Annotated in this window: 11 protein-coding genes; 7 read left to right on the top strand and 4 right to left on the bottom strand. The window is 64.0% G+C overall.

Features of this window, described 5'->3' with window-relative positions; genetic code table 11:
* Positions 1 to 36 precede the first annotated feature (36 nt).
* The 4 genes from BN2475_RS23450 to BN2475_RS23435 form a co-directional block, all read right to left on the bottom strand.
* Positions 37 to 804, bottom strand: a complete 768-nt coding sequence (locus tag BN2475_RS23450; RefSeq protein WP_094781876.1) for a response regulator transcription factor — start codon at positions 802 to 804, stop codon at positions 37 to 39.
* A gap of 316 nt (positions 805 to 1,120) precedes the next feature.
* The gene (locus BN2475_RS23445; protein ID WP_094781875.1) at positions 1,121 to 1,312 is read right to left on the bottom strand and encodes a hypothetical protein; all 192 of its coding nucleotides are present in this window, start codon (positions 1,310 to 1,312) and stop codon (positions 1,121 to 1,123) included.
* On the bottom strand, positions 1,287 to 2,291 hold the full coding sequence (gene cydB / locus BN2475_RS23440) for a cytochrome d ubiquinol oxidase subunit II (protein WP_094781874.1): 1,005 nt from the start codon (positions 2,289 to 2,291) through the stop codon (positions 1,287 to 1,289). The genes BN2475_RS23445 and cydB overlap by 26 nt, the downstream gene beginning before the upstream one ends.
* A 46-nt stretch (positions 2,292 to 2,337) precedes the next feature.
* Entirely contained in the window at positions 2,338 to 3,774 is a 1,437-nt protein-coding gene (locus tag BN2475_RS23435; protein WP_094781873.1) for a cytochrome ubiquinol oxidase subunit I, read from the bottom strand.
* 419 nt (positions 3,775 to 4,193) lie between these two features.
* Here BN2475_RS23435 and BN2475_RS23430 point away from each other — a divergent pair, with 419 nt between their 5' ends.
* The 7 genes from BN2475_RS23430 to BN2475_RS23395 all read left to right on the top strand — a co-directional run bounded on the left by BN2475_RS23430 (position 4,194) and on the right by BN2475_RS23395 (position 12,803).
* Entirely contained in the window at positions 4,194 to 5,339 is a 1,146-nt protein-coding gene (locus tag BN2475_RS23430; RefSeq protein ID WP_094781872.1) for a CaiB/BaiF CoA transferase family protein, read from the top strand.
* Positions 5,340 to 5,518: 179 nt separating this feature from the next.
* On the top strand, positions 5,519 to 6,820 hold the full coding sequence (locus BN2475_RS23425) for a CitMHS family transporter (protein WP_094781871.1): 1,302 nt from the start codon (positions 5,519 to 5,521) through the stop codon (positions 6,818 to 6,820).
* 63 nt (positions 6,821 to 6,883) lie between these two features.
* Positions 6,884 to 8,050, top strand: coding sequence for an acyl-CoA dehydrogenase family protein (locus BN2475_RS23420; protein WP_094781870.1), 1,167 nt, complete (start codon positions 6,884 to 6,886; stop codon positions 8,048 to 8,050).
* 17 nt (positions 8,051 to 8,067) lie between these two features.
* The gene (locus BN2475_RS23415) at positions 8,068 to 8,820 is read left to right on the top strand and encodes an IclR family transcriptional regulator (protein WP_094781869.1); all 753 of its coding nucleotides are present in this window, start codon (positions 8,068 to 8,070) and stop codon (positions 8,818 to 8,820) included.
* Between the two features lie 410 nt (positions 8,821 to 9,230).
* A complete protein-coding gene (locus tag BN2475_RS23410) occupies positions 9,231 to 10,052 on the top strand; it encodes an alpha/beta fold hydrolase (protein WP_094781868.1) in 822 nt (273 codons plus the stop codon).
* Positions 10,053 to 10,641: 589 nt separating this feature from the next.
* Positions 10,642 to 11,478: an NAD-dependent epimerase/dehydratase family protein gene (locus BN2475_RS23400; RefSeq protein ID WP_094781866.1), complete on the top strand. Its 837-nt coding sequence runs from the start codon at positions 10,642 to 10,644 to the stop codon at positions 11,476 to 11,478.
* A gap of 29 nt (positions 11,479 to 11,507) precedes the next feature.
* Complete coding sequence (locus BN2475_RS23395) at positions 11,508 to 12,803, top strand: MFS transporter (protein WP_094781865.1); 1,296 nt, start codon at positions 11,508 to 11,510, stop codon at positions 12,801 to 12,803.
* The last annotated feature ends 133 nt before the right edge of the window (positions 12,804 to 12,936 follow it).

Raw genomic sequence — 12,936 nt, 5'->3', positions numbered from 1 at the left:
TCGCCCGCTTCGCCCGCTTCGTTCAGCAGGCGGAAGCTACAAGCTCTTGCCCGCTTCCAGCCAGCCGTTGATCACCGCGATCGCCGTCGACCGGTTATGCACGCCGAGCGCCCGGAAGATCACCGACAGATGCACCTTGACCGTACCTTCCGCAACGCCCAGGTCGCGGGCGATCATCTTGTTGGTCCAGCCGCGATGAACCAGCCGCATGATGTCCTGCTGACGCGGCGACAGGTTCTCCAGCAGATGCTGCTGATGCGGCTGTAGCGATGACACCTGCGTGATCGGTTCGGTGAGCGTAGCGCTGCCGAGGCTGGAACCAGCCGCGGGTTGCGCCGCCGTGTCGTGGGTCGACAAGCCAGTGGCCGCGTCGGCAGGCTCGCCCGCCGCCGACTCGCGCGAGCCCAGCAGGCTAAGCGCTTCCATCGGTACATAAGCGCCGCCCGACAGCACCAGTTCGATCGCCTTGAGCATGACGCTGGCGGGCTGCCGTTTCGGCACGAAGCCGAGGGCGCCCGCGGCCAGCACCGCGCGCATTTCGTCCGGCGACTCTTCGGCGGACAGCACTACCACCGGTAGCGCGGGATTCGCCTTCAGCAGCGCTTCGAGCGACGACGCGCCGATCATGCCCGGCATATGCAGATCGACGATCGCCAGATCGTGATCGGCGTCGGGACGCGCGGCAGCGGAGAGGCTTTCCCAGCTATCGGCTTCGTCGAACTGGGCGTCGGGATCGAAACCGCGCAGCATGCCCTTGACGCCTTGCCGGATCAATTCATGGTCGTCGGCCACAAGAAACTTCATGATGTCTCCGCGAGTCGGGCCTGCCCGTTGTGGACTACCGCCGTTGTAAAGGTTTTACTTCTAGCCTCGTGAAACGCATCATGGTCGGCTGCCCACGTGTCTATGATGACCCGTGACGTGCCGCGCCGTCGAGCCACACAGGTGACGCGGTATCTGCACGATCGCCGGCTGGTTCGATGCGCCACGTCATCGGCGAGGCAGGTCGGTCGCGCACCGGTTCCGGCTTGCTACGTAGACGAGCTGCGCGGCCCTTTTTTGAAGCTGTCCGCGCGGGACTCGGTGGCTTATGCGCGCCGGGTCGAATGGCGCAAGCGCTTTATTTGATTGCAAATAACGTCGCATTCATCAGCAGCTTGAACGCGAAACCGAGCGACATCGCCGAGCCCACACCGACACACCATAGCACGATGAACCACAGCCAGCCCGGCAGCTTGCGGCCCGGCGCCGGGGGCGCGTTGCGAGCGGCGCTGGCGCCGCCCGGTTCAGTGATAGTAATGCTGGTCGTCATGACGCACCTTGCCCCGGAATACCCAATAACCCATCGTCGTATAGGCGACGATGATCGGCAGAATCACCGCTGCGCCCGCCAGCGTGAAGGTCTGGCTCGAGCGCGGCGCGGCCGCTTCCCACAGCGTCACGCTCGACGGAATCGCATACGGCCACAGGCTCACCAGCAGTCCCGCATAGCCGAGCAGCACCAGCAGCAGCGCGAGCGCGAACGGCGTGTTGTGATGGCGCGAGCGCACCGCGCGATGCATGAAGAACGTGCAGATCGCCACGAGGAACGGCACCGGCAGCAGACGATAGAACAGGCCGTCATGGAACCAGCGTTGCGCGATGCTCGGGTCCTGTAGCGGCGTCCACAGACTGACCACCGCGATGAAGCCGAGCAGCACCACCGTGAGCGGCCACACCACGCGATGCAGCCGGCGTTGCAGATCGCCTTCGGTCTTCGCCACCAGCCAGCAGCAGCCGAGCAGCGCGTACGTGACGACGAGGCCGAGTCCCGTCAGCAGGCTGAACGGCGTGAGCCAGCCGAACGCGTCGCCGGCATAGGCGCCGTCGATCACGGGGAGGCCCTGCAGGAACGCGCCCAGCACGACGCCCTGAAAGAACGTCGCGCCTGCCGAGCCGCCGATGAACGCCAGGTCCCACAAGTGTTTCGTGCGATTGGCCTTGGCGCGGATCTCGAACGACACGCCGCGAAAGATCAGGCACACGAGCATGAAGACGAGCGGCAGATACAGCGCGGACAGCACGGTCGAATACACCAGCGGAAACACCGCGAACAGCGCGGCGCCGCCGAGCACCAGCCAGGTTTCGTTGCCGTCCCACACCGGCGCGACGGTGTTCATCATCAGGTCGCGTTCCTTTTCGTCGGGGAAGAACGGGAAGACGATGCCGATCCCCAGATCGAAGCCGTCCAGCACGACGTACATGAAAAGGCCCAACGCGATGATCGCGGCCCACACGACGGTTACGTCCATTTTTTCTCTCGCAAGTGTTTGGGTGAGGGTTGGGTCACGGTTCGGATCACGCGGCGTCGATCAACTGATCGGCGGCGGACAGCGGGCGGCGCGCAGTGTGGTTCGGCGTGTGGTTCGGCGTATGGTTCGGCGCATGCTGCGGCACCCCATGCGGCGTGTGTCCCGGCAGCGCCGGACCCGAGCGCATCAGCTTGAGCATGTAGTAGATGCCGGTGCCGAACACGAGGAAATAGACGACCACGAAGGCCATCAGCGAGATGCCGACCTGCTGCGAAGTCAACGGCGACACGGCTTGCGCGGTGCGCATCACGCCATACACGACCCACGGCTGGCGGCCTGCTTCGGTGGTGACCCAGCCGGCCAGCAGCGTAATGAAACCGGTCGGGCCCATCGCGACCGCGAAGCGCTGGAACCACTTCGATTCGAACAGACGTCCGCGGCGGCGCAACACCCACGCGGCCAGCGACATCGCGATCATCAGCACGCCGAGCCCGGCCATGATGCGAAAGCTCCAGAACACCACTGGCGAGTTCGGCCGGTCCTCGGGCGCGAATTCCTTGAGGCCGCGAATTTCACCGTCCCAACTATGCGTGAGGATCAGGCTGCCGAGGTGGGGAATCGACACGGCGTAGCGCGTGGTTTCGGCCTGCATGTCCGGAAAGCCGAACAGGTTCAGCGCGGTGCCGCCTTTTTCGGTGTCCCACAGACCTTCGATCGCGGCGATCTTCGCCGGCTGATATTCACGCGTGTTCAGACCGTGTTGATCGCCGACGAACGCCTGGATCGGCGTGAGGATCAGCAGCAGCCAGAGCGCCATCGAGAACATTTTCTTCACGGCCGGATCGCGCCGTCCACGCAACAGATGCCAGGCGCCTACCGCCGCCACCACCAGCCCCGCGACGATGAATGCCGCGAGCGCCATATGCGCGAGCCGGTACGGGAACGAAGGATTGAAGATGATCTTGAACCAGTCGAGTGGCACGACCTGGCCGTTGACGACCTCGAAGCCTTGCGGCGTTTGCATCCAGCTGTTGGACGCGAGAATCCAGAAGGTCGAGATCAGCGTGCCGATCGCCACCATCAGCGTTGCGCCGAAGTGGGCGCGCGGACTCACGCGCCGCCAGCCGAACAGCATGATGCCGAGGAAGCCCGCTTCGAGAAAGAACGCGGTCATCACTTCGTACATCAACAGCGGTCCGGTGACGGGGCCGGCGAAGCTGGAGAAGCCAGACCAGTTGGTGCCGAACTGATAGCTCATCACCACGCCGGAGACGACGCCCATGCCGAAGGCCACTGCGAAGATCTTCGACCAGAACAGGCAAAGGTCTTTGTAGTACGCCTTACCGGTTTTGAGCCAGCGCCATTCGAGGACGGCGATGAAGCTGGCGAGGCCGATGCTGAGGGCCGGAAAAACGATGTGAAACGAGACGGTGAACGCAAACTGGATGCGGGCGAGATCGAATGCCGATATTGCGAAGTTCATGGGCGTGTTGTGCGTGATGTGCGTGTTGGCCGCGAAGGCGGACTACGCGCGTCGACCGTTGTCGGTGCGCACTGCGGCTGGCAGATGGCGCAAGCGTAGGGGATGAGGGCAAGTTTTGCTGCGCCGCGACGTGCGTCAAAAAACCATCTTGTATCAGGCCGATTTTGCTTTTTAAGACGACAAGCCTTTGATGGGTATCAAGTTTTCCTGATGATTCTGTCGTGCGTATTCGGGCTGTCCGCGCTGAAACTGCGTCAATCGACCGCGCTGCAGCAACGCGGCGTGCTCTGAGCGCGGTGACGCGCACCGGGTGTTGGCGCGCGTGAACTGCTTGACTTCATTATTTCTTGCACATAAAGTTTTATTCACACACAGGAATTAACGGCCGCGACCCTCAGCCGGCCATCAGGAGACAAGTCTTGCTCAATCTCACGCCGGGTTCGCTCGCGGGCCTTCGCATCGTCGATCTGTCACGCGTGCTGGGCGGTCCGTATTGCACGCAAATCCTCGCCGACCACGGCGCGCACGTGATCAAGGTCGAGCCGCCCAACGGCGACGAAACCCGCACCTGGGGCCCGCCGTTCGACGGCGACACGGCCTCGTATTTCATCGGCGTGAACCGCAACAAGCTTGGCGTGGCGCTCGATCTGAGCCAGGAGAGTGACAGGGCGAAGCTGCTGGGCCTGCTCGACAGCGCGGACGTGCTGGTCGAAAACTTCAAGATCGGCACGCTGGAGCGCTGGGGGCTCGGCTATGACACGCTGCAAGCGCGCTTTCCAAGGCTCGTGCATTGCCGCGTGTCCGGCTTTGGCGCGGATGGCCCGCTCGGCGCGTTGCCCGGCTACGACGCGGCGGTGCAAGCGCTGACGGGTTTGATGAGCGTGAACGGCGAAGCGGGCGGCGCGCCGTTGCGCATCGGCGTGCCGATCGTCGATCTGGTTACGGGGTTGAACGCGGCGCTCGGCATTCTGATGGCGCTGCGCGAGCGCGAGACGAGCGACCGCGGCCAGTTCGTCGAATCGACGCTGTTCGACAGCGCGTTGTCGATCCTGCATCCGCATACGCCGAACTGGTTCTCCTCGGGCAACGAGCCGCAACGCAGCGGCAACGCGCATCCGAACATCACGCCGTACGACATGTTCCATACCGGCAGCGTCGATATTTTTCTGGCGGTGGGCAACAACACGCAGTTCGCGACGCTGTGCGCGGTGATCGATGCTCCATCTTTGCCCGACGATCCGCGCTTTGCCAGCAACAAGGCACGTAGCGCGCATCGCCGCGAATTGCGCGCCGAGCTGGAGACGCGCTTCGCGTCGTGGCAAGGCGAACTGCTCGCCGATACGCTGATCCGGCGCGGTGTGCCGTGCGCGCCGGTGCTGGGGCTCGGCGCAGCGCTCGAGCATCCGCATACGGCGCATCGCGCGATGCGGGTCGAGATGGGCGCCTACCGCGGCATCGCGTCACCGATCAAGCTGAGCCGCACGCCCGCCACCTATCGCAGCACACCGCCGGCGCTCAACGAGCACGCCGCGCAGGTGTTCGGCACGCCGCAGGCGGACGGCTGACGGTTCCGCTTTATCGGGCGCTTCACCGCGCTCGTCCCCGTCGGAACAACTACACGACAACGCGCGGCTGCGTGCCGCCAAGGAGACAGCATGTGCACGAATTGCGCAGGACGGCGCTCGCCGTTGGCTTTTGGACCGGCCGGTAACGACCGGTTGTCCAGCATGCAAGGAGTCGTCCGATGCTCGCGCTGATTGGTACAGTCGCGATCGTCGCGCTATTCGGGTTGATCATCACGAAGCGCCTGTCGCCGCTCGTCGCGTTGATCGTCGTGCCGATCGTCGCGGCGCTGCTTGCCGGCTTCGGGCTGACGACGGGCAAGTACGTCGTGCACGGCGTGCAGAACATCGGGCCGGTGGCCGGCATGTTCGTATTCGCGATTCTATTCTTCGGTATCCTGACCGATGCGGGCATGCTCGATCCGATCATCAACGGCGTGCTGCGCGTGGTCGGCTGTCATCCGACGCGGATCGTGATGGGCTCGGCGCTGCTCGCGCTGCTGATCCACCTCGATGGTTCCGGCGCGGTCACGTTTCTGGTGACGCTGCCGGCGATGCTGCCGCTGTACACGCGGCTCGGCATCGACAAGCGGATTCTCGCGTGCGTCACATCGATGGCGGCGGGCGTGAATTTTCTGCCTTGGGTGGGACCGATGTTGCGCGCGTCGGCCGCGTTGCATATCCCCGGCACGGCGATTTTCTATCCGATGATCTCGGCGCAGATCGTCGGGCTGATCTTCGTGTTCGGCACCGCGTACATGCTCGGTAAGCGCGAGGAACAGCGGCTCGGCCTCGATCGCGCGAGCGCCGTGGCTGTGGCGGTGACGCCGCGCGAGTTGACGCCGCAGGAGCAGGTCTTGCGGCGCCCCGGCCGCTTCTGGATCAACCTGGCGCTGACACTGATCGTACTGGTCACGCTGGTGTCGGGCATGGTCGATCCGATGGTGATGTTCATGATCGGCACGGTCGCGGCGTTGATCATCAACTATCCGGACGTGCGGCAGCAGCGCGAGCGCATCGACGCGCACGCCAGGGCGGCGTTGATGATGGCGAGCGTGCTGCTCGCGGCCGGCGCGTTCACCGGCATCATGTCCGGTACCGGCATGCTCACCGCGATGGCGCAGCTGCTGGTGCAGCACGTGCCGGTCGAGCATGCGCGCCATATGCCGCTCGTGCTCGGGCTCGTGTCGATGCCGCTCAGTCTGCTGTTCGATCCCGATTCTTTTTATTTCGGCATCCTGCCGGTTCTCGCCGAGAGCGGCAAGCTGCTCGGCGTGCCGCCGATCCAGATGGCGCAGGCAGCGCTGCTCGGACAGATGACGACCGGTTTTCCGGTCAGTCCATTGACGCCGGCGACGTTTCTGATCGTCGGTCTGACTGGCGTCGAACTCGCGGAGCATCAGAAGTTCACGATTCCGTTTCTTTTCGCCGCCACCGTCATCATGGTGTTCACCGCGGTGCTGGTCGGCGTGTTTCCGCTTTGAGCGTGCGCTTTGGACGTTGTTTTGGGCGCGTGGTGAAGCGCGCGTACTACACAGGACGTTGACATGAATTTCGAACTCACAGAAGACCAGCAGTCGATCCAGGCGGCGATCGAAAAGCTCTGCCAGAAATACGACGACGAGTACTGGCTCACGCGCGATCGCGAAGGCGGCTTTCCGCACGACTTCCATCGCGAGCTGGCCGACGCGGGCTGGCTCGGCATCGCGATGTCGGCGGATTATGGCGGCGCGGGCCTCGGCATGACCGAAGCCGCGCTGATGATGCGCACGATCAGCGGCTCGGGCGCGGGTCTGTCGGGCGCCTCGGCGGTGCATATGAATATCTTCGGTCTGAACCCGGTGCAGGTGTTCGGCAGCGAAGCGCAGAAGCAGCGCTTCTTGCCGCCGCTGATCGCGGGCCGCGACAAGGCCTGCTTCGCGGTGACCGAGCCGGATGCCGGCCTCGACACCACGCATCTGAAAACCCAGGCCGTGCGCGACGGCGATCACTACGTGCTGAGCGGCCGCAAGATCTGGATCTCGACCGCGCAGGTCGCGAACCGCATGCTGATCATTGCGCGCACCACGCCGCTCGACCAGTGCGCCAAACCGACCGATGGCCTCACGCTGTTCTATACCGACCTCGATCGCGAGCGCGTGGAAGTGCGCGAGATCGACAAGATGGGCCGCAAGGCGGTCGATTCGAACATGCTGTTCATCGACAATCTGCGCGTGCCGCTCGAGGATCGCATCGGCGATGAGGGCGCGGGATTTCGTTATCTGCTGCACGGCCTGAACCCGGAGCGGATCCTGATCGCCGCCGAAGCGGTCGGTCTCGGCCAGGCGGCGCTGCGCCGCGCGACGCAATACGCGAAGGAGCGCGTCGTATTCGGCCGGCCCATCGGCCAGAACCAGGCGATCCAGCATCCGCTCGCGCAGGCGTGGATGCAACTCGAAGCGGCCAACCTGATGGTGTTCAAAGCGGCCTCGCTGTACGACGCGGGCGAGCCCTGCGGCGCCGAAGCCAACGCGGCCAAATACCTCGCCGCCGAAGCCGCGTTCCAGTCGTGCCAGACTGCGATCGCCACGCTCGGCGGGATGGGCTATGCGAAGGAATATCACGTCGAGCGTTATCTGCGGGAGTGTATGATTCCGAGGCTCGCGCCCGTGAGTCCGCAGATGATCCTGTGTTTCATCGCGGAGAAAGTACTGGGCCTGCCGAAGTCGTACTGAGCTTTCCGCCGACCGCCATGGATGTCAAACTCGTTGCCCGCACGCTAGACCTGTTCGAATTGTTCGCTGCCGAGCAACGGCCGCTGCCGCTCACCGAACTTGCGCGTTTGCTGAACGTGCCGGTGTCGAGTTGCCTCGCGCTGGCTCGCACGCTCGTGAGCCGCGGCTATCTGGTCGAGGTCAGGAGGCGCGGCGGCTACTATCCGACGCGGCGCTTGCAGATGCTCGCCAGCGCGATCAACGCGGTGGATCCGGTGGTCGAAATGGTGCATCCACGGCTGGTCCAGTTGCGCGATGCGAGCGGCGAGACCGCGGTGCTCGGCAAGATTCAGGGTACCGCCGTGGTGTATCTCGACGTGGTGGAATCGAGCAAGGCGATTCGCTACACGCGTGCCCCAGGCGAATTGCGGCCCTTGCATGCGAACTCGATTGGCAAGGCGATTTTCGGCGAGCTGGATGCGGCCGAACAGCAGGCGCTCGGCGCGCAACTGTCGTTCGAGCGCTTTACCGCCGCGACGGTGGCCGATCTGCCCACGCTCGTCGCGCAAGCGGCCGCGGCCCGCAAGCAGGGCTGGTGCGCCAATCTCGGCGAAAGCGCGCCGGAATTGTCGGCGATCGCGGTGGCGGTGACGATCGGCGGCAATCTCTACGGGCTGTCGGTGGTCGGGCCGACCGAGCGCATCCAGAAAGATCAGCATGCGCACGCCGCGCAGCTGCTGCGTGTGAAGCAGGCGATCGAAGCAGAGGCGCAGCAGGAGCAGCTGGACTAGCCGAGGTGCCGTGCGCGTGCAGCCAATCACGCATCGCGCTTGCGTTCGTCATCAACCGACAACAAGCCGATCCGAACCGACTTCCAAGCTTGCACCGGCTAGCCAACCGATGGGTTTGCCTCTACGATGCAAGCAGCCAACCGGCAGCGTCGTCGAGCGATCGCATGCTTGACCCATACGCGTGCCGCGTAGCCATCCAGTCAGTTGTTCCCGTTAATCGTTTCGAATAGTCATTGCGGTGCGCCCGTGCGCGAACCGCGAGACACTTCGCGACTCCGTCATGCAGATGTGGTGCAGTGCAGGCCGTGCCTCAATGGACGTTCTGCGCTATGCCGCGCGAACGGTTCGACCGCAGACAAGCTTCGTCCACCTGCCGGCAGCGGCAGACTTCATTCAGAAGGAGTGAGCAGATGAGCACGATCAAGGCGAAAGACGGTACCGCAATCTTCTACAAGGACTGGGGCAAGGGCCGCCCGGTCGTGTTTTCGCACGGCTGGCCGTTGTCCGCGGATGCATGGGATGCGCAGATGCTGTTTCTCGGCAGCAAGGGCTTTCGCGTGATTGCGCACGACCGTCGCGGTCATGGCCGCTCGGAGCAGCCGTGGGACGGCAACGACATGGATACCTACGCCGACGATCTGGCCGCGCTGATCGAACATCTCGACCTGAAGGACGCGACGCTGGTCGGTCATTCGACTGGCGGCGGGGAAGTCGCGCACTACATCGGCCGGCATGGCACGCAACGCGTCGCGAAGGCGGTGCTGATTGGCGCGGTGCCGCCGCTGATGCTGAAGACCGCCGACAATTCGAACGGTACGCCGATCGACGTGTTCGACGGTATCCGCAAGGGCGTGGTCGACGATCGTTCGCAGTTTTTCAAAGACCTGGCGATGCCGTTTTACGGCTACAACCGGCCGAACGCGAAGGTGTCGCAAGGCGTGATTGATTCGTTCTGGGCGCAGGGCATGGCCGGTTCGATCAAAGGGCTGTACGACTGCATCAAGCAGTTTTCCGAGGTCGACTATACCGGGGATCTGAAGAAGATCGACGTGCCGACCCTGGTGTTGCACGGCGACGATGACCAGATCGTGCCGATCGAAGCGTCGGGCCGGCAGACCGCGAAGATCGTGAAGAACGCGACGCTCAAGGTCTATCCGGGCGGCCAGCACGGCATGTGCACCGTCGAGGCCGACAAGGTGAATGCCGACCTGCTGGAGTTCATTGGTTCATGATGCAGTGAGGCCGCGAGTGCGGCGAGGCATTGGTTGGTTCGGGCTGGTGATGATCGTCGTGCCGGCCAACCGCACTCGCGGTCGTGCTGGCGGTCGTACTCGCGTTTGCCCAGGTCGCGCTGCGCGCGTTCTGGAACGCGCGTCCCGCAAGCCGCTTCACACGCGGTGTCGTTCACGCCGTGCACGCACCTCGCACCTCGCACGTCACGCCGTGCATCCCACCCTGCGCTTCAATCACGCAATCGGCCGACCGGCGCGCATTGCGCTGCACCGCGCGCCGTTGCGTCGCGCGGCTCGTCCTGCCTGCTGCGCCCCTCGGCAGCGTCGCGAAAAACTTGAGCTCCAAGTCATACGACATCACATAAAAAGGATCAACCTATGTGCTTGTTTGCCAAGGAGAAGTTTCCTTCAGTGTAGTGTGGCTAAGGGTAAATGCCTAATTGAAATCACTTTTGGCATCGTTGATAGTACGTTATCGTACAACTTGCCGTGAGTGATGCAGGCGCCAGCCGCGACTGCCCAACCACTAGCTGTACTCCAGCCCGATCGCCCATGCGGCGCAGTAAAGGAACGCAGTAAAGGAACCCCCATGAAAAAGATTGCCCTGAGTGGCGCCGGCGGCCAACTCGGCTCCGTCGTACGCGCCGCATTGATCGCACGCGGCACGCCATTGCGTTCGGCGGCAGGCTCGAAAGCGCTGACGCCACTCGTCGAAGGTGAGGACGTGATGCACGGCGACCTGCGCGATCCGGCCGTGGTCGATCGGTTGCTCGAAGGCGTGGACGTGTTGATCCACTTCGCGGGGACGAGCGTCGAGCGTCCTCTGCCAGAAATCATCGAGAACAACCTGCGCGGGCTGGTCGAAGTGTATGAAGGCGCGCGCCGGCACGGCGTGCGGCGCGTGGTGTTCGCCAGTTCGAATCACGCGATCGGCATGTATCCGGTCACCGAGCATCTCAGTCTGGACTGCGAGCTGCGCCCGGACGGTTTCTACGGCCTGAGCAAGGTGTGGGGCGAAGCGCTGGCGAGAATGTACTGGGACAAGCACGGCATCGAAAGCGTGTGCGTGCGCATCGGCAGTTGCCTCGAACGGCCGACCGAGCCGCGCCACCTGAGTACATGGTTCGGCCATCGCGACCTGATGCATTTCCTCGACCGCTGTGTCCAAGCGCAGGACATCGGATTCCTGACCATCTGGGGCGTGTCGGCCAATACGCGCAGCTGGTGGGACAACAGCGGCGCTGCGCGTCTGGGTTATCAGCCGACCCAGAACGCCGAAGACTACGCCGGGGAAATCCTGGCACGTCCCAATCCGCTGGATGCGTTGGGCCAACGCTTCCAGGGCGGCGGCTTTGTCGGTATCGATTATTCGCGCAAGGACGACGGTCCGGATGGCTCGTCCGCGAACGCGGCACGCGCGGTCTGACACGCGCGGCATTACGAGGAGACGCAGCAATGAAGGTCAAGGGTATTCGCTGGTGGATGGTCGGTCTGGTTGCGGCAGGACTCATCATCAACTACCTCGCGCGCAACACGTTGTCGGTCGCGGCGCCGACCTTGATGAAGGATCTGCACATCACCACCGAGCAGTACGCTCACGTGGTCGTCGCGTGGCAGTTGTGCTACGCGTTCATGCAGCCGGTCGCGGGCTTCGTGCTCGATACGGTCGGCACCAAGCTCGGCTTTGCGGCGTTCGCGCTCGCGTGGTCGCTGGCGTGCGCGGCGGCGGCATGGGCGACCGGGTGGCGCAGCCTCGCGTTCTTCCGCGGCCTGCTCGGTCTGGCCGAAGCGGCCGGCATTCCGGCTGGCGTGAAGGCGACGAGCGAATGGTTTCCGGCCAAGGAGCGGTCGGTGGCGATCGGCTGGTTCAACATCGGTTCGTCGATCGGCGCGCTGCTGGCCCCGCCGCTGGTGGTCTGGGCGCTGCTGCGCGGACAGTGGCAACTGGCTTTCGTGATCGTCGGCGTGGCTGGGGTCGTCTGGAGCCTGCTGTGGATGATGCTGTACAGGCATCCGCGCAAGCAGCGGTTGCTGAGCGACGCCGAGCGCGACTACATCCTGAGCGGCCAGGAAGCGAAGCACACCGACTCCGGCGCACCCCGGCGCAACTGGCGCGCGATGCTGGTGAGCCGCGATTTCTGGGCGATCGGTATTCCGCGGATTCTTTCCGAGCCGGCCTGGCAGACCTTCAACGCATGGATTCCGCTCTACATGATGACCGAGCGTCACATGAACCTGAAGGAAGTCGCGCTGTTCGCATGGATGCCGTTTCTCGCCGCGGACATCGGCTGCGTGCTCGGCGGTTATCTGAGCCCGCTGTTTCATAAGTACGCGAAGGTCTCGCTGTTCACGTCGCGCAAGATGGTGTTCGTGGTCGGCGCGCTGTTCATGATCGGACCGGCCTGCGTTGGCCTCGTCGCGAGTCCGTATATGGCCGTGGCGCTGCTGTGCGTCGGCGGGTTTGCGCACCAGACCTTGTCGGGCGCGTTGTACGCCATCACGTCCGACATGTTCGGCAAGAACGAAGTCGCCACCGCGACGGGCATGGGCGGCATGGCGGGCTATCTGGGCGCGGCGGCGTTCACCGCATTGTTCGGCGTGCTGGTCACGCAGATCGGTTATAGCCCGCTGTTCGTGATGCTGGCGGTGTTCGATCTGATCGCCGCCGCCGTGGTCTGGCTGCTGGCCAAAAGCAGCGACAAGATGCCCGAGCCGAGCTGGGGCGCGGCGGGTGCTGTCGCTGCGAAGTGAGTCTTGCAGTGTTCCGGTAGCCTGATCGGGTGTGACCGGAAACGAAGAAGCGGCGCCTTGGCGTCGCTTCAGACTGCTGACAAAGTCCCCCTCAAAGCCTGGCCACGCGCCGGGCTTTGTCGTTTAATGAGCG

This window comes from Paraburkholderia ribeironis, from assembly GCF_900019265.1.
In the GTDB taxonomy this organism is placed as follows: domain Bacteria; phylum Pseudomonadota; class Gammaproteobacteria; order Burkholderiales; family Burkholderiaceae; genus Paraburkholderia; species Paraburkholderia ribeironis.
The sequence above is the reverse complement of the archived record's forward strand: the minus strand, read 5'-3'. Positions and strand labels throughout refer to the sequence as shown.

What these genes read in the sequence shown, in the direction of transcription:
- BN2475_RS23450 (WP_094781876.1), bottom strand. Translation starts at nt 804, where the DNA reads ATGAAGTTTCTTGTGGCCGACGACCATGAATTGATCCGGCAAGGCGTC.
- BN2475_RS23445 (WP_094781875.1), bottom strand. Translation starts at nt 1,312, where the DNA reads ATGACGACCAGCATTACTATCACTGAACCGGGCGGCGCCAGCGCCGCT.
- cydB (WP_094781874.1), bottom strand. Translation starts at nt 2,291, where the DNA reads ATGGACGTAACCGTCGTGTGGGCCGCGATCATCGCGTTGGGCCTTTTC.
- BN2475_RS23435 (WP_094781873.1), bottom strand. Translation starts at nt 3,774, where the DNA reads ATGAACTTCGCAATATCGGCATTCGATCTCGCCCGCATCCAGTTTGCG.
- BN2475_RS23425 (WP_094781871.1), top strand. Translation starts at nt 5,519, where the DNA reads ATGCTCGCGCTGATTGGTACAGTCGCGATCGTCGCGCTATTCGGGTTG.
- BN2475_RS23420 (WP_094781870.1), top strand. Translation starts at nt 6,884, where the DNA reads ATGAATTTCGAACTCACAGAAGACCAGCAGTCGATCCAGGCGGCGATC.
- BN2475_RS23415 (WP_094781869.1), top strand. Translation starts at nt 8,068, where the DNA reads ATGGATGTCAAACTCGTTGCCCGCACGCTAGACCTGTTCGAATTGTTC.
- BN2475_RS23410 (WP_094781868.1), top strand. Translation starts at nt 9,231, where the DNA reads ATGAGCACGATCAAGGCGAAAGACGGTACCGCAATCTTCTACAAGGAC.
- BN2475_RS23400 (WP_094781866.1), top strand. Translation starts at nt 10,642, where the DNA reads ATGAAAAAGATTGCCCTGAGTGGCGCCGGCGGCCAACTCGGCTCCGTC.
- BN2475_RS23395 (WP_094781865.1), top strand. Translation starts at nt 11,508, where the DNA reads ATGAAGGTCAAGGGTATTCGCTGGTGGATGGTCGGTCTGGTTGCGGCA.